General features: G+C 39.8%; 13 protein-coding genes. 7 read left to right on the top strand and 6 right to left on the bottom strand.

Features of this window, described 5'->3' with window-relative positions:
• The first annotated feature begins 104 nt into the window (after positions 1 to 104).
• Both FLL45_RS18760 and FLL45_RS18755 read left to right on the top strand, forming a co-directional pair.
• Positions 105 to 2,816, top strand: a complete 2,712-nt coding sequence (locus FLL45_RS18760; RefSeq protein ID WP_185964548.1) for a CHAT domain-containing protein — start codon at positions 105 to 107, stop codon at positions 2,814 to 2,816.
• A 206-nt stretch (positions 2,817 to 3,022) separates the two neighbouring features.
• Entirely contained in the window at positions 3,023 to 4,681 is a 1,659-nt protein-coding gene (locus FLL45_RS18755; RefSeq protein WP_185964547.1) for a S8/S53 family peptidase, read from the top strand.
• Positions 4,682 to 4,940: 259 nt separating this feature from the next.
• Here FLL45_RS18755 and FLL45_RS18750 read toward each other — a convergent pair whose 3' ends face one another.
• From FLL45_RS18750 to FLL45_RS18740, 3 genes are all read right to left on the bottom strand, one after another.
• Entirely contained in the window at positions 4,941 to 6,644 is a 1,704-nt protein-coding gene (locus FLL45_RS18750) for a hypothetical protein (RefSeq protein ID WP_142943589.1), read from the bottom strand.
• Positions 6,641 to 8,152 (bottom strand): hypothetical protein, encoded by a 1,512-nt coding sequence (locus tag FLL45_RS18745; protein WP_142943588.1) that lies wholly within the window; start codon positions 8,150 to 8,152, stop codon positions 6,641 to 6,643. Before FLL45_RS18745 ends, FLL45_RS18750 begins: the two co-directional genes overlap by 4 nt.
• A gap of 408 nt (positions 8,153 to 8,560) precedes the next feature.
• Positions 8,561 to 10,141, bottom strand: coding sequence for a cation:proton antiporter family protein (locus FLL45_RS18740; protein WP_142943587.1), 1,581 nt, complete (start codon positions 10,139 to 10,141; stop codon positions 8,561 to 8,563).
• A gap of 485 nt (positions 10,142 to 10,626) precedes the next feature.
• On the opposite strand from FLL45_RS18740, the gene FLL45_RS18735 reads away from it, so the two are divergent.
• Positions 10,627 to 11,109 (top strand): DUF6174 domain-containing protein, encoded by a 483-nt coding sequence (locus tag FLL45_RS18735; RefSeq protein WP_142943586.1) that lies wholly within the window; start codon positions 10,627 to 10,629, stop codon positions 11,107 to 11,109.
• A 5-nt stretch (positions 11,110 to 11,114) separates the two neighbouring features.
• Here FLL45_RS18735 and rarD read toward each other — a convergent pair whose 3' ends face one another.
• Together rarD and FLL45_RS18725 are read right to left on the bottom strand one after the other, a co-directional pair.
• Positions 11,115 to 12,023, bottom strand: a complete 909-nt coding sequence (gene rarD, locus FLL45_RS18730; RefSeq protein WP_142943585.1) for an EamA family transporter RarD — start codon at positions 12,021 to 12,023, stop codon at positions 11,115 to 11,117.
• 34 nt (positions 12,024 to 12,057) lie between these two features.
• The gene (locus FLL45_RS18725) at positions 12,058 to 12,540 is read right to left on the bottom strand and encodes a thioesterase family protein (protein WP_142943584.1); all 483 of its coding nucleotides are present in this window, start codon (positions 12,538 to 12,540) and stop codon (positions 12,058 to 12,060) included.
• A gap of 190 nt (positions 12,541 to 12,730) precedes the next feature.
• On the opposite strand from FLL45_RS18725, the gene FLL45_RS18720 reads away from it, so the two are divergent.
• The 3 genes from FLL45_RS18720 (at position 12,731) to FLL45_RS18710 (ending at position 17,265) form a co-directional block, all read left to right on the top strand.
• Positions 12,731 to 14,065, top strand: a complete 1,335-nt coding sequence (locus tag FLL45_RS18720; RefSeq protein WP_142943583.1) for a DUF445 family protein — start codon at positions 12,731 to 12,733, stop codon at positions 14,063 to 14,065.
• A gap of 76 nt (positions 14,066 to 14,141) precedes the next feature.
• Complete coding sequence (olsF, locus tag FLL45_RS18715; protein WP_142943582.1) at positions 14,142 to 15,842, top strand: bifunctional ornithine lipid synthase OlsF; 1,701 nt, start codon at positions 14,142 to 14,144, stop codon at positions 15,840 to 15,842.
• Positions 15,843 to 16,098: 256 nt separating this feature from the next.
• Positions 16,099 to 17,265, top strand: coding sequence for a hypothetical protein (locus FLL45_RS18710; protein ID WP_142943581.1), 1,167 nt, complete (start codon positions 16,099 to 16,101; stop codon positions 17,263 to 17,265).
• Positions 17,266 to 17,275: 10 nt separating this feature from the next.
• On the opposite strand, the gene dapE is transcribed toward FLL45_RS18710, so the two are convergent.
• Complete coding sequence (dapE, locus tag FLL45_RS18705; protein ID WP_142943580.1) at positions 17,276 to 18,484, bottom strand: succinyl-diaminopimelate desuccinylase; 1,209 nt, start codon at positions 18,482 to 18,484, stop codon at positions 17,276 to 17,278.
• Positions 18,485 to 18,714: 230 nt separating this feature from the next.
• On the opposite strand from dapE, the gene FLL45_RS18700 reads away from it, so the two are divergent.
• Positions 18,715 to 19,530, top strand: a complete 816-nt coding sequence (locus FLL45_RS18700; protein WP_142943579.1) for a UDP-2,3-diacylglucosamine diphosphatase — start codon at positions 18,715 to 18,717, stop codon at positions 19,528 to 19,530.
• Positions 19,531 to 19,547 lie beyond the last annotated feature (17 nt).

Raw genomic sequence — 19,547 nt, 5'->3', positions numbered from 1 at the left:
TCACTCTGTTAGGAGGCCTCTACCTTATTAATTATTATCTAGAAAATTCGATACGGACAAAAACATCTAGCGCTTCAAGCATTGTAACCTCAGGATGCGATCTTTTGAGTGAAGAATTAGGCTGCATTGTAATTGTATCGGGCAAAAATAAAACATTGGATAAAACTAACACAGCCGAACGTTCCAAAATATCTAACACAAAAATAAAACTATGGATTCCAACAGAATATGCTGAAGATTTAAAAATTAACTATAACGACCAACGGTATCTATTATCCGATCTGGCAGCGAAAAAAGACACTTCTACGACTAAAGCCATTAGCCTTCAAATTAAAAATAAAGGTTATCTTATCTCAATACATGTTGAAAATAGTTTAAACACCTTAGAGTTACTAGATAATCTTAACCAATCAACCTGGAGCCTCAATATTAATACCTTGCATGCCCCAGCATGGCTTTCTGAGGTACATCAATTGCGAAAACTCGGTAAAATAGCACCACTGCATGAACTTTTGACAAGTTTAAAAGCTCCCAAGAGCGACATAGAGCATGCATTAAAATATTTTTACTTAGGAAGGGTTTACTTAGCGAAAGGAAATACAGAAAACGCGATAAATGCACTTGATCGCTCTTCAGAACTATTTAACCAGCTAGGTTCAATTAACAAGGTTTTAGACAACCAGACATTGCTTGCTTACATCTATTTACAGCTCGTTGATGATCTCGTCTTAGCCAAATCAACAATTGATTCTCTGGTTGCAACATCTAATGATGCGAGTTCATTATTTTTCGTTAATTATTATAAAGGCACTTTATATGCTTATCTAGGCGATCACCGCAAAGCAGAGTCTTATATCAATGAAGCGATCAAAATTGCTTCAGATTTCGAGTTACAAAGCTACCTCGGTGATGCTAGGTTTATTTTTTCGAAGATTCTTATCGAGAGCGGCCGCATAGAAAAAGCGGTCGAGATTAGAAAATCTTTGCTTTCCAATAATCTCGAACAGTGCAAAAAAGCGCTTTACTTAGATGGGCTAGGCTGGGCAAAACTGCAACAAGCTGATAGTTTTCAGAATTCTAATAAGGCCCACCTAAAAGAGTCGATTAATACCTTAAAACAAGCAATATCAATAACTGAAGCTGATTGCAAAACAAGAGATTCACTTAAGGTGAACATTCTCATTAATTTAGCGATGGCTTATGTGCATGACCAAGACTTCGAACGCGCGCAGGCAACCGTAGAAAGAATCAATCAGCTTAAATCAAAGTTATCGTATCAACAAAAGCTTGATCTGCAAGAGATTCAAGGGCAACTCCATCTCAACTCTGATAAATTACACCAAGCACTAAACAGTTTTAACGCGCTTTTAAAGTACTCTGAAGCGTTAAAGTACTCTAAATCAACCATTAAATCTCTAGTCGGCTTGGCCCAAACTTATGAACGTCTAGGTGAATCTAATGCAGCGATCAAACATTATGAACATGCTTCAGAGTTAGTCTTTAATCACTCGCTAACGGTGCCTATATCTTCATCACAACCTAACTTTATTAGTAATCTTTCAAATTTTAGTCATAAGTACGTCGAATTTCTCTACCGTAACAATAGAATCGAAGATGCACTAAGAGTTTCTCGAAAATTTCGAGCCAACTGGATGCAAGACTTGTTTCGTTTTTCACAAATTAATAGCCAAAATTTAAATAATAATGCGACATGGATAGCAACACTTAAGAGAATCAGACAAATACGTAACGATATTGTAGAACATCAATCAATAATTTGGACATTGCCCAAAGACCGTATTCATCTCTCTGATACCGCACTTTTAGAGAAGAAAAAAGAGTTAGCGAAATTATTTGATTTGGCCGTATCAATCGTTAATCAAACTGCCATAAAAGATGGCGTTAATCTCCTGGCACCCAGAAAAAATGAGCTATATCTTTTCTTTTATCCGACAATCAATGGATGGTTAGGGTTTGCCCAAAGTGACAATGAGATATCAACGCATTTAGTCACTAATCAACAAGCTACTAACCTTTCGACTCAAGAGTTAGCACAACAATGGATTGATAGTTTCGCAACAAAAATAAGCCAAGTAGAAGACTTAAAAATCTACCCTTTCGGCGCGTTAAAGAACGTTGATTTTCAATCACTAAATTATAAAAAAGACTTACTAATTAATCATAAAAATGTACATTATGGTGTTGACTTAGTGAGACCAAGCAATATGCAGCCAGAAAGAGGTGATTCGATCAATTCGTTAATCGTCGCTAACTCTCTCGGTGACTTAAAGGAGACTGAAAATGAAGCAACAACAATTACTCGATTCACTAAACAGGTTAATTGGCAAAGTCATTTGCTGAAAACGCAAGAAACGCAATTTACTCTAGTTAAGAATCAACTAGAACGCTCGCAACATTTTCATTACGCGGGACATATCTTCAAAGATAAAAATCAATCGACACAGTATATTCTTCCCCTTGCAGACAATGCCTACTTAGATATCAACGATATCATTATCTTAAAACAAGCACCCAGGTGGGTCGTGCTATCAGCATGTAATTCTGCGAAGAGTAGTTTTAGCGCTATCGCTGAATCAGTCGGGTTAGCTCAAGCTTTCATCATTTCAGGAAGTGAAAAGGTTATAGCCAGTTCAAGGCCGGTATTAGATGAACAGGCAAACGTTCTAATGACTAAGTTTTACAAAAAGTGGATTAGCTCCGGTGATTTTTCAGCGTCATTTAGAAAAACTCAAATTGAATTAATTAAGGAAGATCCAGAAGCAGACTGGCTAGCGTTCAGAATTCTGGAATTATAATTATGGAGAGCATCATTATGTTCAAGTATCTAAATTCTATCCTCGTTTTTTTTGTAGCCCTATTCAGTCTGACCGTTAGTGCATCTCAGTTTAAAGAAGGTTGCTTAGATAACAGATGGATAGCAAAAAAAACTTTTCGTTCAAAAAGCTGCCCAAGCACTAATGGCTGGGTGGCTTCTCATTTATTCAATAGAGACTCCGATCTCGTGAATTCCAACTTAGAAAACTATTGCGTGTATGAAAAATTATTGTTTGGAGTTTCACCAAATACAGATATCGTACCACAAGAACTTCAACAACTTATTGATGACGACAAACTTGAATCAAATATTGCCAAGGATTGTCTTGTTGTTGGGCCAATGGCTGCACCCGATGTCGCTAGCGTTCAAGAAAACGAATTAATCATTCAGTCCGGTAAAAAATTTCTACCGGCCATTAGTAGCGATATTTATCCGGTAAGAATTGCTTTGCTAGATACGCTACCTTCCGCCAATGATGCGACACAAAACCTGTCAACTCACTCTCCTCACGGCGCGACTATTGCAGCGATAATTCATAAACTGACTTGCGAGGATAAAAATGAACGGTGTTATGCCAGTTTATCTAGCCAGTTAGCGATGCCTTATATCTCTGTCGAACACGAAGGCGAATTTCATGTATACCAAGACGTATATAATGGCGGCTATTTTGGATCGATCTCAGACTTAGCGCAAGCTATCCGCAATGAAATTATCAGTTGGCAAGAACAGTCTTCCAGAAGCCGTTTGATTCTAAATTTATCACTCGGTTGGGATCCCGAATCTTGGGGTGGAATAAACAACCAACCCAAAGATTATAAAGCGGACGTCGCCAGTGTTTATGACGCGATTGAAGATGCCGTTTGTCGCGGGGCGTTAGTTATTGCAGCAGCTGGCAATCAAGGTAACGATTCCACACATGATCAACAACCACTATTGCCCGCACGATGGGAAGAGATCGCCGCTCCTTCCGATAAACGTTGTATAGAATTAACTGGCGAATACCCATCGGACAAGCACAGAGCAGAAAATAATGGCAGCTTAGTCTATTCAGTATCCGGTATTGATAGCTTAGGTCAACCGTTAAAGAATACTCGACCACTGGCAAAGTCGCGTTTAGCAACATTTGCTGATCATGTTACTGTAAATAGCGCTATTACCGACAAAGAAGAATCGATGACGGGTAGTTCAATTGCAACTGCAATTTTATCGAGTTCAGCCGCTTTGGTCTGGGCAAATCGACCCGACTTTTCTGCCGCTAAAGTCATGGATATCATTTATCAATCCGCAGACAAACTCGAATATACCGCAGACTTCTACAACGTTGCGGTAACCGATAAACAAGCTCGTCGTGTTTCGATGTGTAACGCGCTAAAAGAAGCGTGTAGCGGTGGCTATTGCAATATGCCAGCAGCGTGTGAATGGCCAAGAACTCATGCTAATTACTCAGCCACATCACTTTTTACTGATCCAATTAATAAACATTTCATGCTTAGCGATATTCCGTCCTGTACCATTAACGGGCGTAGCTGTAAAATTAGCCAAGTAAAAAGTGGAGTTATTTCACCGTGGATTCTACCACAACCAGATCCTATCCCTTGTCCTAATTGCTTGTATATAAAGAGCCAAGCAGAGCTAGTGTTCGAAACTTCACCGACCTATTCGGGCACTATTACTCAAGCAGAATTAGTCGTAGACAATACCGTTTACACACTCCCTAATTTTAATTTAGGGGACCGATTAAAAATCGAAAATTTCAACCTCGATCCCGCAACACATCATGCCTATATTAGTGTGCTAATCGATGGAGAATTTAGAACAACTATCCCGCTTTTAATTTCTCAATAAAAAAATTAACCGCACTACTACCTTAATTATGAGGTAGTAGTTTGATGAGGTAATCAATGAGCTATTGGGGAAATCAGTTAGAGCCAGATCACTGGCTCAGTAAACTAGCTGCGATTAATCAGTCTTTGTCAAACTAGCCCATAAAGACGTTCGCTGAAGCGCGATGAAATCTGACTAGTAAAGCGATTAAATAATATGTCTAACAAATTGCTTAAAGCCTATTCAATTATCACAAACAATTAGCGGTTTAATAAATATCTTAATTATAACTTGGCGTAATGTATATTGAATTATTATATAAATTAGTCGATTGGTTATACCAACGTTCGTTTCTATCTAATGCGTCTTGCATTCCCCGAAGTATATCGTTAGTAAGATTACGCCTACTCACCGAACTGTTGTATTCACCGATGCGGCGATTCCAACGCGCGATTTGTCGATTATTATCGCTCAGACGATCCTGTGAGCTACGAATATATCCGTTAAGTTTTGCGAGTTGGTTATTATAAAATTTGACAACCCTATCACCACGAATACCCCCTTTAATACCATCATGCTTTAAATTAACTAGCTCGTTATTCAACCTGTCCCATCCCTTCGAAAGACTTTTTTGATATCTAAATTCACAATCAGCCCATCTTCTCGTATCTTTATCGAGCCTTCTTAAATAACTATCACTTGCGTCGAGGGACGAAGGATTGGCTGGCGCTCGACCACAGCTACTATTTCTTGAGATACTATTCATAAATCGATTAATCGATGCAATGGCTTTGTCTTGTAACGGTTTTATTCTTTTTTTGTAATTTGTATTTGCTCGGGCTTGTCGTTTCCGCTTGGACTCAGCCTCAGTTGCTGCTTTTTTCCTTCTTTCTCTCGCTTCCTCTGCTGCAACAAACCGGACAAGCGACTGATCGCGATTCTTCCAAAATTTTTCGAGTTCTATCGCATAATATGCCGAGCTGCGTGCACCAAATTTTATCTTGGTTGTCGAATTATCTGCGAAAGTCACCTCTAGAAAAAACTGACCAGCCCCAAATCGATCAAAGGTTTTTACATCAATCGGTACGATTAAACGATTACCTAATCGGCTACGAGCTACATCTCTTCCCCAGGGCGGCGGTAGATATCCGCGACTTTTTTCATTGGCATAAACAACTCTACCGTCCCGGCGTTCAGAGTAAAGGGAAAAACTTTTAATCCGTCGACCACGATTTAACCATAGCTCTTGGGTATTGACCTCCAGCATTAAAACAGGTTCAACCCAGGCACGAGTCCCTTCCTCCCATCGGGCTAATTGATGAGACTTCTTTGGCATTGGATCGCTCGATTCTAACCCATCCCACCATGGCATGGGTTCAAGTGTTGCAGTGACACTCAGTTTCACTGGACTATTATTAACCATGGTCTCCGTAAAAATCACAGGCGACTTTTCAAAAGGTGGTGCAACTTGTCCATCCATACGCCAAGCTTGGATTTCTTGGCGTGTAATCAACTCAGGTAGCTCGTCTTCATAAAGAAAACGCATTGAAGCAGGTTCACCAGCTTTAAAAGCCTTAACCGCTTCGCATACGCTGCCTTGCACATCAGGCCTAGACTCGCACATTGCAGATATCGGTTTTTCCCAAAATAAAAACCGATCACATCGACTCGGCTGCACCACATTTGACGACCAAACATCGTCAATGTCGAAGTTTTTAGTTTTACTCGCTCGATTAAGAAAATTATAAATTGTTTGTCGAGAGCGATTAGGACCTTTGACCTCCGTACTTTTACCTTTGGATTGAAGAAATTTCTTTGGATTTTTTACGCTTTGAATCACCGTGCATATCGCAGCTCTGTCTTGATGTACACGCGCCAGCAGGGCTTTATCGCGAGCATCGAACGCCCAGTCTTTAGCATAAACTGGCTGCAAGGTTAAAACAGCGATGCTCGAGATGAAGATAATATTAAAGCGTTTTTTCATCGTTTAGCCTCGCTAACAATTTTAATATGGTCGAATAGTTCTCCTTTATAATAATCCATCATGGCCTGAATGGCTTTTCCTTGGTGCTGACTTTCAAGCGCAAAACTCCATAGCTCTTTCGGTTCTCCCATTAAAGTATCCCACGCATGAAAACGAAGCTGCTCGCCATTTTTAAGCGCGGTAATTGTTTTGGGCTGTAGGAGTTCTTGCAAGATTGGCGACTCGCCAACTTGCGGCTGTCGACTAACTATCGCTCCTTTATCACTAATGCTAATCGAGTAAGCGTCTTCAAGGGTATAAGGTGATGGAAAGTCAGTACCCGCGTTAATCATTGGCCAAGCAATATAGCCATTTTTTTCAGCGACTAAATTGCTTTCTTTAGCAAGCGAATTAATGTATTCCCGAAGCGGTGCATCAATCTCATTAACTTTCGCAATATAAAAGCCCATTTGGACAGTTATCGTCAGGTTACCCTTTCTTTTGCGCATAAATGTGCTTGGCGGAGTAAACAAGTTACCATCGCGAGTAAACTGGCGAAACTCGGACCATGGCTGTGCTTCTTCATAACTCCACAGTTTTGCAACATCGGTTGCGGTTTTTAATGTAAGAGAAGAGCGGAAAACAGGAATCGATATTGACTCCGGTAATAGGTTATTTTTATCACGAGTGCTGCATATTGGATTATCTTTACTCGCGCTCGAGCAAGCTTCTTTAGCAGGGTTTGATAGGATTATTTTATTAATACATTTAAGCGTCCAATCATCAAATTTCCTCATGACTAATTCATTATTTTCGGTACTAATGATATTTTTATTTTTAAGCCGCTCATCAACGATACGCTTTTGTTCTTTAACTCGTTCATTGATTAATGTTTTTCTTTTCTCAGTCTCTTTTTCTAAGCGTATAAACTCCGGATCTTTCTTCTGTAATTTGTAGGCAATCCCTTTATCCTTGCATTCATAAACTGACATGTGGCTCAGCCTTCCACCATATTCCTTATAAGTGTAGTTTGGATGAATCTTACAGTTCTGAGCCTTTAAATTATCTAAATAGCTTTTATCATGATCCCAATCTACATCATTTCGACTCGTGCATAGTCCGGGGCACTTTTTCATTTCTGTTTTAAAGTGCTTCATATACACTCGCATCTTATCGACTTTGAGCTTTTTTATCTCTCTTGATGCAACAAGAATGGGATCGTCCCCAGAAATGCCTAAACGCTTTTCATACCAACTAGTATCTTCTTTTCCCTCTGCTAATCGTTCGTCAACCCCATTCCATGGATTGGACCCGCCTCCCTGTTGTTGACGTTGCGCATTTGCATATTGCCCAGAACGTGCTTTGGTGTACTCTTTTATGGGAACGGCATCCAAGATACAGCTGGTAGAACGTTCACGCTCAACCTCTGCTAATATCGCAAGATCCATTGATTGAGCAGATACAGACGTGAATGCAGTAAGCAGTAATGCAGGCTTAATGGTAGATAACAGACGGTGGCTTATTCTCATTATGCGCTAACTCTCTGAAGGAACTTAACCAATACTAGCCCAGCCTGTATTGAAATCGCAAATCCCAATACCTTAAATTGAACTAATGTTGAACATTCTTTTCCAGATCCATCAAGGCAAGTACATCGGCAATAAGCGCTGCCGACAACGCTTAAAATGAACGATGAAGACTAAATGTAGACAGGCACAATACCTACTTTTACCTACAATCAAACTAGCGAGAATCTTAATGATAAATATGGGATGTCTTAGTTATCGGTCAATAATGAGAGGAGTTTGCTCAATCAACTCTCAGAACTTGAGTTATTGATGCACGGTTTTCATTGCTAAGCTAATACAAGCAAAGCCACTCACAATCTTTTTGTCGCGATTGATATTCATAGGTCATGATTGATGTTAATCGATTGATTAGCCGGGTCGTAAATCAGCTTTAACCATTTCCATACTTTCGTCAGCTAAACCAACACCGGCTTCATTAAAGAAGTTAAATACCTTATCGATACCATATTCTTGTAATTGAACTCTCTCGTCATCAAAGCGCGCTATTGCCGCAATCTTCCCTTGATAGTTAGCAGCCTTAAGTTGAGTCGTAATGATTTTACAGTCTTGAACCGACGGAATAGCTAACAACACCAATTTAATTTTATCAAGATCGATGCTTTCCCAAAAATCAATATCTTCCGCATCACCTTTGTAGACATCAAGGTTTTGACTTCTAAGCCAGGCGACTTTACTACTATCGGCATCTAGCCCCCACGCTTGTTTGCTATGGTGTAATTCTAATGATTTATAAGCCCCCATACCTACGCGTCCCAATCCAATAACCACAATAGGGGCAGAGCAAGGTTGAATAAAAACATCTTCTGCTAGTCGCTCCGGACGTTGATATTTTTTAATGAGGGATTTGTATTCAGTGAAGAAACCATGCGCATATTTATACACAACATTGGTGAATATAAACGAAAAAGTAACGGCTAAAGATAAAATTACTAGCCAGTCATTGGTCAACCAACCCGACTTGACACTAATTGCTGCAACGATCAAGCCAAACTCACTAAAGTTACTCAACACAAGCGATGATAGGAAGGAAGTTCGTGAGCGCAATTTAAGTTGATTAAATAATAAAAAGAAGAGAAAGAATTTTACCGGTATAAGTAAAAATAAAACGCTAGCAATAAATATCATTTCGATAGTGGGCAGCGCACTAAATCCAATGGTTAGAAAAAAACCGATTAAAAAGAGGTCTTTGAAACTGAGTAAGGACTTAGTAATCTCACTTGCCTTTGTATGGGTAGCCAAAAACATCCCGGCTAACAACGCCCCCAAATCACCTTTTATACTGACTAATTCAAATAGTTCGTAGGCACCAAGCGCGATAAAGAAACCGCCCAAAGGTATAAGCTCTCCATGTCCGACCTGATTAATGAGTTTAAATATGATTCCTCTCAGCGGAAAAATTGCAATTAAACCCAAAGCATAAATAGAGGGTATTTTTCCTGTGGCAGCAACAATAAATCCAACAGCAATAATATCCTGTATAACTAACACGCCGATCGCCAATTTACCATGGCGAGTTCTCATTTCACCACTTTCTTCCATCAGCTTAACAACGCAAACTGTACTACTGAAACTTAACGCGAATGCAATGATGAATGCCGACCCACTGGATAAGTCAGCAAAATAGCTTAAAGATAATACACTTAATACTTTAACCACGAAGAGCGCGAGAAGCACCCAGATAATTGAGTGGGAAAGACAGCCCCCCCAAACCTCAGTCTTAGCGAGATCTCTAACATTGAGCTTGAGCCCTATAGTAAACAACATTAGGGTTATCCCTATATCGGCAAGCGTCTGTAAGCCTACATTGGGGGAGTAGCCTAAGTAGTTAAGAAGGAACCCCGCTGCTAGATAACCTATTGATGGTGGTAATGAAATTATTTTCGCCGAAAAACCTAGAGCAAACGCAAAAAGAATCCAAATAAAATCCACTGTCACCTCCTCACTAAATCCAGTCAGGCACAATACCATGATTATCTTACAGTACAAATAGTTAATGTCTTATATACAAGCCATTAACCAGAGAGATAAACCCAATTAAATCAAGGCTATTGACTTAACCTTGCCTGTCAAGCAAAGGAAGTTACAGACAGGCACAAAGTCACACTTAGCTGACAACTCGCTAAGCAAATGTCTTAATAAATTATCAATAATGTGAGACATTCGCTGGGTTGGTAGGAAGAAATTAACTAAACAGTGCCTGTCTTAAAGCAGTTCACTTAAAACAGTTTTCACAAAACAAGTACCACGCGGGAACAAAACCTAAGTATCTCAGAAACGCGAGAAAATCTTTATATTGCTCATTGTATTTGTCCATTTCTCACCTGGCTTAACAAAAAGCTGACAATAACTTACAAAATACCAGCTAGGTTAATGCTATTAATAGACTTCCAATAATCAATCGTCGAGGCATTATCATGCGTACTACTTATCATTTATTTTTCGTCGTTATATTAGCTACTATATTGCTGTCAGGATGTGATGAAAACGACCTTGTCGAAGATAATTTGAATGCTAACTCGCAAGATCTTTATGAGCTTTACCTGCAAAACAAAGCTGGATGGGTTGAACTAAATGCGACCGACTATGATTTTGAATTCACCATTGATTGTTTTTGTGGGATTGCCGGGCAGTACTCGGTCAGCGTCAGAAATAAAAATATTACTACGATCTTTAGAAATGCCAGTGGCGTCTTTATCGAGGCCGAATTGTTTGCCCAATTCTATACAATCGACGACCTATTCGAACAAATTCAACTCGCATTCGACCAAGATAGACAATTGTCTTTAGGGTTTGACCAAACACTCTACTACCCAACACTCATTATCATTGATGAAGACCTTATCCCCGTTGATGGTGGATATACAATGACAACATCAAATTTGTTGATTATTAACTGACAGGTTTACTTCCTAGATAATGTAGCTTTTGGTTTAGTAAAGACCTGCTGTATCGGCTTTATCAAATACAAAAGCAAGCCTAGCCAGATAAACGCAAAACTCAAAAACTGCTCGAAGCCCAGAGGTTCGTTGTATAATTGAGTGGCTAAAGTAAATGACATTGATGGTGCTATGAACTGCAAGAAGCCAATGCTATTTAGCGGAATTTTTTTCGCCGCTGCAGCAAACCAAATAAGCGGAACCGCGGTAACAAAACCACCAAAAACTAATAATAAATCGATATTCAGCGACGCATTTAAAAACATCGCTTGTTGGTTAATTAAAACCCATATCGCATAGCCCGCGGCGACAGGAAAAGCAATCATAGTCTCCACTAGTAATCCATTTAGTGAATCAACCGCCAACTGTTTACGAATAAAGCCATACAAGCCAAATGTCGTCGCAAGACTCAATGCGATCCATGGTACCTCACCATAATTAATCATTTGATTCACAACACCTAAAGTTGCACAACCTACTGCCGCCCATTGGAGCTTCGATAGTTTTTCAGAGAGGAAGATAACGCCTAACAGAATCGACATAATCGGATTAATAAAATAGCCTAATGATGTCGCTAATATTTGTTCATTGGTCACCGCCCAAGTAAAGATATACCAATTGGATGATACCAACGCTGTTGAGGCCACTAAACCCAAAAAGACTTTCTTATTTTTAAAAACTTGGATGACTTCAATTTTTTTTCTGAGTAGTATCATCAATAGCAGTGTGACAGGCACACACCAAGCAATTCGATGGGCTAGAATTTCTTCTGCAGAAACCGACTCAACCGCTTTAAAGTAAATGGGAACTAAGCCCCATGCGACAAATGCGCCAATGCCGAATAACCAACCACTGGTTTCAGTTTTTGTAGACATTTACTTCTCAATAATTAATAGAAAAATCAGGCCATCAGCCTGTCATATAGGTACCGGTACCTAGCGCGACCAGAGTATCGTCTTCACTATGCAATTCCATTCTAACAACGGCAACTTTGTTGCCGCTGCGTAGAATTCGCGAGTTTGCATAAAAGCTCTTACCTTTACCAGGGCGTACATAATCCACGCGCAAGTCAATCGTGCCGACTTTGGACATCTTACGAGCAATTTCCTCATCGCTAGCATCATGATTTTTATTCAGCATCGCTGCTGCTGCCAGCGCCCCACCTACCATATCGAGCGCTGTCGCGGTAACTCCACCGTGAAGCATTCCATGGACAAAATTACCAACGAGTTCAGGCTTCATGTCGAAGCTGATTCGACAAGATTCTGAATTTAGTTCATCAAACCGAAAGCCAATCAAATTGTGGAAAGGAATCTTATGACAAAAAACGTGGGTGAGCCTATCAAGCAGCTGTTGATACTTCTCCGATTTCTCTTCGAACTGATCCGTCATAAGCAACCATTGTTATTTCAGTTTACAATTGTTAAATTCACCAGAATGTGGCCAGTTTACCCAGTCTAATCACTGTAATCCAATAGTATTTCTATTCAATTCAGTTATTTAGCTCTGGCAGACTATTTGCAGCAGGAAAACTGTACAAGCTTGTTTTTAGCGTTAACGACCTCACACACCCGGAGCATTCATGGCATTACACTGGATCCGTAACTTCTGCTTATTCGGATTGCCGATCTTTCTATTGGTCGCCGCGACGCTCAAATTTGGATTTGCTGATTTTCCGTTTGCAGATTCTATTTATATTCTCGCGTTAACGGCTAATATTGGTTATTTCACCAATTTCATCGCCATCAAAATGTTGTTTAAACCTTACTATCGAACAGCACTTGGCAGACAGGGTTTAATCCCGAAAAATCAACCTAAATTGGCAAAAGCATTATCCGATACCCTGAGCGATCATTTTTTAGCTAGCGAACATTGGCATGAATACCTCGATAACGCAGACTTAACCGGCAAACTGCTCTCTAGTTCACAAGCTTTTGTCGACGATTGGTTAGCCCAAACCGAAAACCAACAATTACTCGCTGACGCCCTCGAAGAATATATTGAAAATAACCAACAACAGCTGCAAAGCTTGTTTACCGAATTACAACATAGTCTGATTCATGATCTCGGCGAGACTGTCGATGGAGAAAGCTTGATTCAAAAAAGCTTTGACTGGCTTGAAACTCAATTCAAAGAAAAACCACGAGAGATGGAGTTTTTGATTGAACCGATTGTAAGAACGCTGGCACAAAATATCCCACTCATTGCGCAGAAGCTTCACGACACGATTGATACTCATATTGAAAGTCAGGATACCATTAGGCGCGGGATCGCTAAAGCCGCTAAATGGTCCGCGAATATTAACGAAGACGATATTAAACATTACCTTTTCAGAATGGTCGCCAGTTTTGAGTTTCGTAAAACCTTGTTTGAAGGACTGAGATCGCTGGTTAACCAATATCGGATTAGCCAGCCTGATATCCAAAATTCAGCTATTAGTATCAGTGACTTGTTGGACGACTTTATTAAATACCAACTATCAGAATTTAATATTGCCGAATATCTGCAAAGAAAGCTCAAACGAACCAATATTGCCGAGCAGATTGTTCAATTTCTCCAATCCACTACCCCAGATATTTTTACTTGGCTTAATCGACATTTAGAAAAGCCGGAGAATCGTTTGACAATCAATCAGCAAGTCATTCAATTAATTGAACACATTGACTTAAGAGAAATCGTCGAAGAAAAAGCCGCTTCATTTTCACCACAAAAAATGGAATCCATTTTTCATAATATGATCAAAGATCAACTGGTTTTTATTGAGCTATTAGGCGCACTTTTAGGTGGCTTAAGCGGCTTGGCATTGATCGATATGCGATATTTCGCGAGCTTCGCCGGTGCGCTTCTAGCTTTCTATCTTATTGATTTAATTCTAACTCAGCGCAATCCTCGCGTTACCGACAAAACCTGGTCATAAAACAGACACATTTCGATCATTAACCTGTCATAAATCAACTTCAGGATCGCCGGTGAGAAGTACTTTCAGGTGATTTATGATTAATGTAGATAATATACTAACCGAGCAAATCCCATCGCTCGAACAGCACCCAAACTTGAAAAAAAATGTCAGCAAGGTCTGTAAGAAACTGCTGCATGAAGAAGAGATTAATGGCTTTTTAAAAGACAATGGTCATTTGGGTGCTAATGAGTTTCTTGATAAGACAATGCACTTATTGGGCTTAAGTTATAACGTTGATAACTGGGAACTCGAGAATATTCCTGCTGAAGGTAGAGTAGTGGTGGTTGCCAACCACCCGCTGGGCTCACTTGATGGCATCGCTCTACTAAAAATGTTCTCGAAGGTACGGAGCGACATAAAAATAGTCACCAATGAGCTATTGTCTCATTTAGAACCTTTGGCTCCATTCTTCTTGCCAGTTAAAAATATGACCGGCAGTACTAGCAAAGCCCAGTACAGTGCGATTGAGCAAGCATTGGAAGACAATCAAGCGGTCATATTTTTTCCCGCAGGAGAAGTGTCTCGATTTAGACTCGAAGGTATTAGAGACTGCCATTGGCGAAGCGGCTTTTTATCAATGGCTAAAAAAACGCATTCGCCAATTTTACCGATTCATGTAGGCGGAAAAAACTCGCGTTTCTTCTATGGTTTAAGTCTTATTTCCAAGCCTGTAAGCGTTCTTTTGTTAGCGAAAGAAATGTTCCGCAAAACACGGATTACCTTGCCAATGAAAATTGGTGAGTTAATTCCTAGTCATGTAGTAGAAAAACTACCCAGCAATAATCGGGTCAGCGCACAGCTCTTTCGAAAGCATGTTTACGCACTTGCCAATGGTAAGAAAAAAGTTTTCGATACCGTTAAACCAATTGCACATCCCCAGCCAAGAAAAGCACTTAAACATGAACTTGAAGATTGTGAGTTACTCACAACCACCCGAGATGGCAAGCAAATTTATTTATTAGAAAATGCTAAAGATACCTGCTTGTTAAGCGAAATTGGTCGTTTACGAGAAGTCTCTTTCCGAGCTGTCGGCGAAGGCACCGGAATGCGAGTTGATATTGATGAGTACGACAACCGATACGATCACATTGTCTTGTGGGATCCAAGTGAGTTGGAAATTGTTGGCGCCTATCGTGTGGCCCAGACAAGTAATGTTGATATGTCGAAGCTCTACACCAGCACGTTATTCGATTTCACAGACGATTTTGATCCGATTCGTCAAAAAGGCCTTGAGTTGGGTCGAAGCTTTGTGCAACCCAAATACTGGGGAAAACGCAGCTTAGATTACTTGTGGTATGGAATTGGTGCTTACCTCACCAAAAATCCTCAAATTCGTTTTATGTTTGGTCCAGTTTCAATCAGTGCAGAATTTAGTAAAGAACTCATTGAATGGATGGTGTATTACTACAACGAGTTCTATTCAGGTGACAAACTACTCGCACGCGCGAAAAACCCTTTCAGTTTCTCGGCGCAAAATACATTAATGTTGAACCAGGTATTCTCAACCAGTGACGCTCAAGAAGGGTTCCGTCACCTTAAATATCAGTTGAAAATTTTTAATAAAACCGTTCCGACCTTATTTAAACAGTATACTGAGTTGTGCGAACCAGGTGGAGTAAACTTCGCCGCATTTAATATCGATCCATTGTTTAATAATTGTGTTGATGGACTAGTTATTGTTGATATGGATAGATTACTAGCCAAAAAGCGTAAAAAATATATGCCGGAAGCATAGAGTAGTTTCGCTGCGGTCGAGAATCATCACGCCCGCAGCAAAATTTTCCTATCATTCTCTACATCTGGTCTTTAGTCGTCCTTATTCACATTGAAACAATGCTGGTACCTCAATCACTGCTGGTATCCCTGAATCGGTCCTGGTATCCCTAAATAGAATATATGCCATTAATGGCATTAAATTTCACTTATAGCAGTGCAATTATTTATCACTTGCGCTAGGATCGCGCGTCTAACCACTATTATCACGGAATGATATGCAATTACTCGACTCAGAAGTCAGCAAGGACATCCGATATAGCGTCATAATCACTGGAAAGCGCTTATTGGGCTTTTCTGCTGATGAAGCTGCAAAAGGATTTGCTAAGCAATTTAAGCTTAGTGAAGACAAATCACTCAGCTATATTGCTAAAAGACGAGTACTCAAACAAAACTTAAGTGTAAATAAAGCTCACCAATATAAAAGTATTCTAGAGTCTTTCGGTATTGAAGTAGATCTGGTAGCAAAACATAACCAACCTGCTGCGACAGTAGGACTAACGCTCGTGCCTATTCCAGGGGAACCTGCGAGTGATCGTGTTGAAAACATGACTAGCGAAATAAAATGCCCAAAATGTCAACAAACTCAGGATGTTGGAAAGTTCTGCACTAGTTGTGGCGCGTCATTCGTTGAACTAGGGTTAATCCAGGAAAATGGGCTCACTAATGACTATTATCGACAAGATAGTCTTCTTACCCATGAAAATGATTTTCAAGATAACAATGAAGTTGTACATGAGAAAGACTTCAAACCAGTAATGTTGATTACTTGCTCCATAGCTGCGGCGCTAGGTAGCCTAATTTGGTTAGCTATGTTGATATTGTTCGATTACGAAACTAGCTTGGTTGCTTTGCTTATAGGAGCAATAATTGGTTATGCCTCGACAATGACTGGGTCGAAAGGACAAATTACTGGAATAATATGTGCGATGTTTACTCTGTTTGCAATTTTCAGCGGTAAGTATCTAGCCTTTGAAACTATTCAAGTTGTCGCGACTAACCTAAGTGATATTTCTAATGCTGAGCGTTCTCAATTAGAGAAAGTTTATCTTGAGGAAAAACAAATTGCTCAAGAATACATCACACTGGATCCGACGCAAAATGCACTAAAGCGATTTATGCTCAAACACCAATTCAGTTTTGCACGCAGTATCAATCACATTTCTCAACAAGAGCTGCAGGATTTCGAAATCTATTCGAAGCCCAGGCTAATGCGAATTGCAACAACGGCACCGACTTTTGACCAGTGGCTCAGTAATACTGTCAGTGATATTCAAGGGACATCGTCTTTTGATTTAATATCTCGGAACTTCGACATATACGATGCTATGTTTTTGTTCCTGGGTGTTCTCACTGCCTTCCGAATCGGAAGAGCTAGCGCCTAGTTTTATCAAGCTATGCGTTAGCTTGGTTCATTTGAATTAAGATATTAAGATATAGAGCGGCTAATTTGCCAAGATCTGCAACTGGAACTCTTTCATTCGCTTGATGGATAGTTTTATTACATAATCCGAGCTCCACAACATGCGTACCGGTTTTAGCAAAAAAACGTCCGTCAGAAGTACCACCTGCCGTTGAAAGTTTGGGACTAATTGCTAACTCTTGCTCAATCACCTGTTCAACACACTTTCGAATAGGAGACCGATGGGTCAAAAATGGTTCAGCATCGACTTTCCATTCAATCTCATATTCGAGCCCAGTTTTTTGGATCTTCTTTTCAATATAACCTCGGAGTTTTTCTAACGTCTGTTTTGGTGAGTATCGGAGATTAAAGATAAATTCTAAACTTGCAGGTGATATATTCTCCGCACCACTGTCACAAATAAACTTTACCGTCTGAAAACTGGTTGCGGGAAAGAAACGCGAAGGTAAATCCCATTGTTTGGATTCAAACTTCGCTAACAGTTTACTCGCCGATTTGACTGGGTTGATAATTTGCGCTGGATAACCTACGTGACCTTGACGGCCTTTTAATATCACTCTACCTGTTAACGAACCGCGTCGACCGACTTTAATTGAATCACCTAAAGTTTCTTCAGAACTTGGCTCTCCAACCAGCGCCCATTGCGCACGTTTTCCTTTTAACTGTAATTGTTCTACTAAGTACTTTACGCCTTGAGTTGCCTCACCTTCTTCATCACTGGTTAACACCAGACCTATATCAATATTTTTATGCAGTTTTAATTTTTCAAACTCTTCTAGCGCGACAACCATCGCTGCAACAGATGACTTCATATCTACCGAACCACGACCATACAAATAGCCATCTTTTTCAACTGGTACAAAAGGATCCGTGTGCCAGTTACTTAGGTCGCCAGGCGGTACGACATCAACATGTCCAACCAAAACCAACAGTGGTTTATTATTCCCATAACTAGAAAATAAATTGGTGACCGGCGCACTATCGAAACGTTCATTCAGCATATTGATTTTACGCAGTCGATTTTCAATCATCGTCAAACATCCTGCATCATTCGGTGTGACCGATGGCTTTTCAACGAGTGCGTTTGTGAGGCTCAAAGTGGCTTGCTGTAAATCTTCTGCAGTTGGTAGTTGTACATCAACTTTGTTGTTAAATTGCTGTAATCTTTTAATCGCGAACATTATCCGAACCTAACATTAGTCTTAATTTCAGCTATTTTATTTCTGTCATATGACATTCTTTTGAAATCTTTAAAACAATTCGTCATTAAAACTATTTCTATCGTCATATTCATCAAATCTTCGTCATCAATCGGAAAAATAATTGTCACCTACTGGTCATTTTTCGACCCGATAATTCGCGAGTATCTAGAAAAGCTTAGTTAACTATTTGTAATTAGTTGAATAATCACATGAAAAGCCAAAAAGTGCAGTTTGTCCGGGAATGTGAATCAATCTGGATTTCGGATATTCACTTAGGACATAAAGAGAGTAAAGCAGAGGAACTTCTTAGTTTCCTAAAAACGGTTAAGCCAAAAAAACTTTTCTTGCTCGGTGATATAGTCGATTTTTGGGAATTTAAATCGGGTATGCGCTGGCCTCATTGCCATACCAAACTATTTAAACACTTCCTCAAAATGGCAAAACGCGGTTGCGAGATTTTTTACATACCGGGTAATCACGACGCAACTTTAAGAAAGTTTATTGGTTATCGCTATAGAAATATTAAAATCTATAAGGAATATGTCTACACCAGCAAATCTGGTGAAAAGTTCTTACTACTCCACGGCGATCGTTTTGATAATTTAGTGAGACTTAATCGCTTTTATGGATGGATTGGTGATATTTCCTATGATTTTCTGTTGTGGTTAAACCGTTCATACAACAAGATTAGAAATAAATTTGGATACCCTTACTGGTCACTATCAAGCTACTTAAAAGAAAATGTTAAGCAAGCAAAAACTGCTTTAGATTCTTATGCGCAGGCTGCAACCCAAGAAGCGAAACGACGCGACTGCACTGGCGTTATCTGTGGTCATATTCATCACCCTGATGTTCGGGAGATTGACGGAATTAAATATATGAACGATGGCGACTGGATTGAGAACAAAACTGCTTTGATTGAGGATGAAAGTGGCAGAATAGAGTTGGTAAGATTTCAACACTCACTTAAACCTAACACGCCTATTCAACCGGAGTCATTTGAGCCGGAAAGAAAGACAGCTTAGTTTCTTTATATCGATTG

Source organism: Aliikangiella marina, assembly GCF_007004765.1.
GTDB classification, from domain to species: Bacteria; Pseudomonadota; Gammaproteobacteria; order Enterobacterales; family Kangiellaceae; genus Aliikangiella; species Aliikangiella marina.
This window is presented reverse-complemented; position numbering and strand designations above follow the sequence as displayed.

What these genes read in the sequence shown, in the direction of transcription:
- FLL45_RS18735 (WP_142943586.1), top strand. Translation starts at nt 10,627, where the DNA reads ATGCGTACTACTTATCATTTATTTTTCGTCGTTATATTAGCTACTATA.
- olsF (WP_142943582.1), top strand. Translation starts at nt 14,142, where the DNA reads ATGATTAATGTAGATAATATACTAACCGAGCAAATCCCATCGCTCGAA.
- FLL45_RS18720 (WP_142943583.1), top strand. Translation starts at nt 12,731, where the DNA reads ATGGCATTACACTGGATCCGTAACTTCTGCTTATTCGGATTGCCGATC.
- FLL45_RS18750 (WP_142943589.1), bottom strand. Translation starts at nt 6,644, where the DNA reads ATGAAAAAACGCTTTAATATTATCTTCATCTCGAGCATCGCTGTTTTA.
- rarD (WP_142943585.1), bottom strand. Translation starts at nt 12,023, where the DNA reads ATGTCTACAAAAACTGAAACCAGTGGTTGGTTATTCGGCATTGGCGCA.
- FLL45_RS18745 (WP_142943588.1), bottom strand. Translation starts at nt 8,152, where the DNA reads ATGAGAATAAGCCACCGTCTGTTATCTACCATTAAGCCTGCATTACTG.
- FLL45_RS18725 (WP_142943584.1), bottom strand. Translation starts at nt 12,540, where the DNA reads ATGACGGATCAGTTCGAAGAGAAATCGGAGAAGTATCAACAGCTGCTT.
- dapE (WP_142943580.1), bottom strand. Translation starts at nt 18,484, where the DNA reads ATGTTCGCGATTAAAAGATTACAGCAATTTAACAACAAAGTTGATGTA.
- FLL45_RS18710 (WP_142943581.1), top strand. Translation starts at nt 16,099, where the DNA reads ATGCAATTACTCGACTCAGAAGTCAGCAAGGACATCCGATATAGCGTC.
- FLL45_RS18700 (WP_142943579.1), top strand. Translation starts at nt 18,715, where the DNA reads ATGAAAAGCCAAAAAGTGCAGTTTGTCCGGGAATGTGAATCAATCTGG.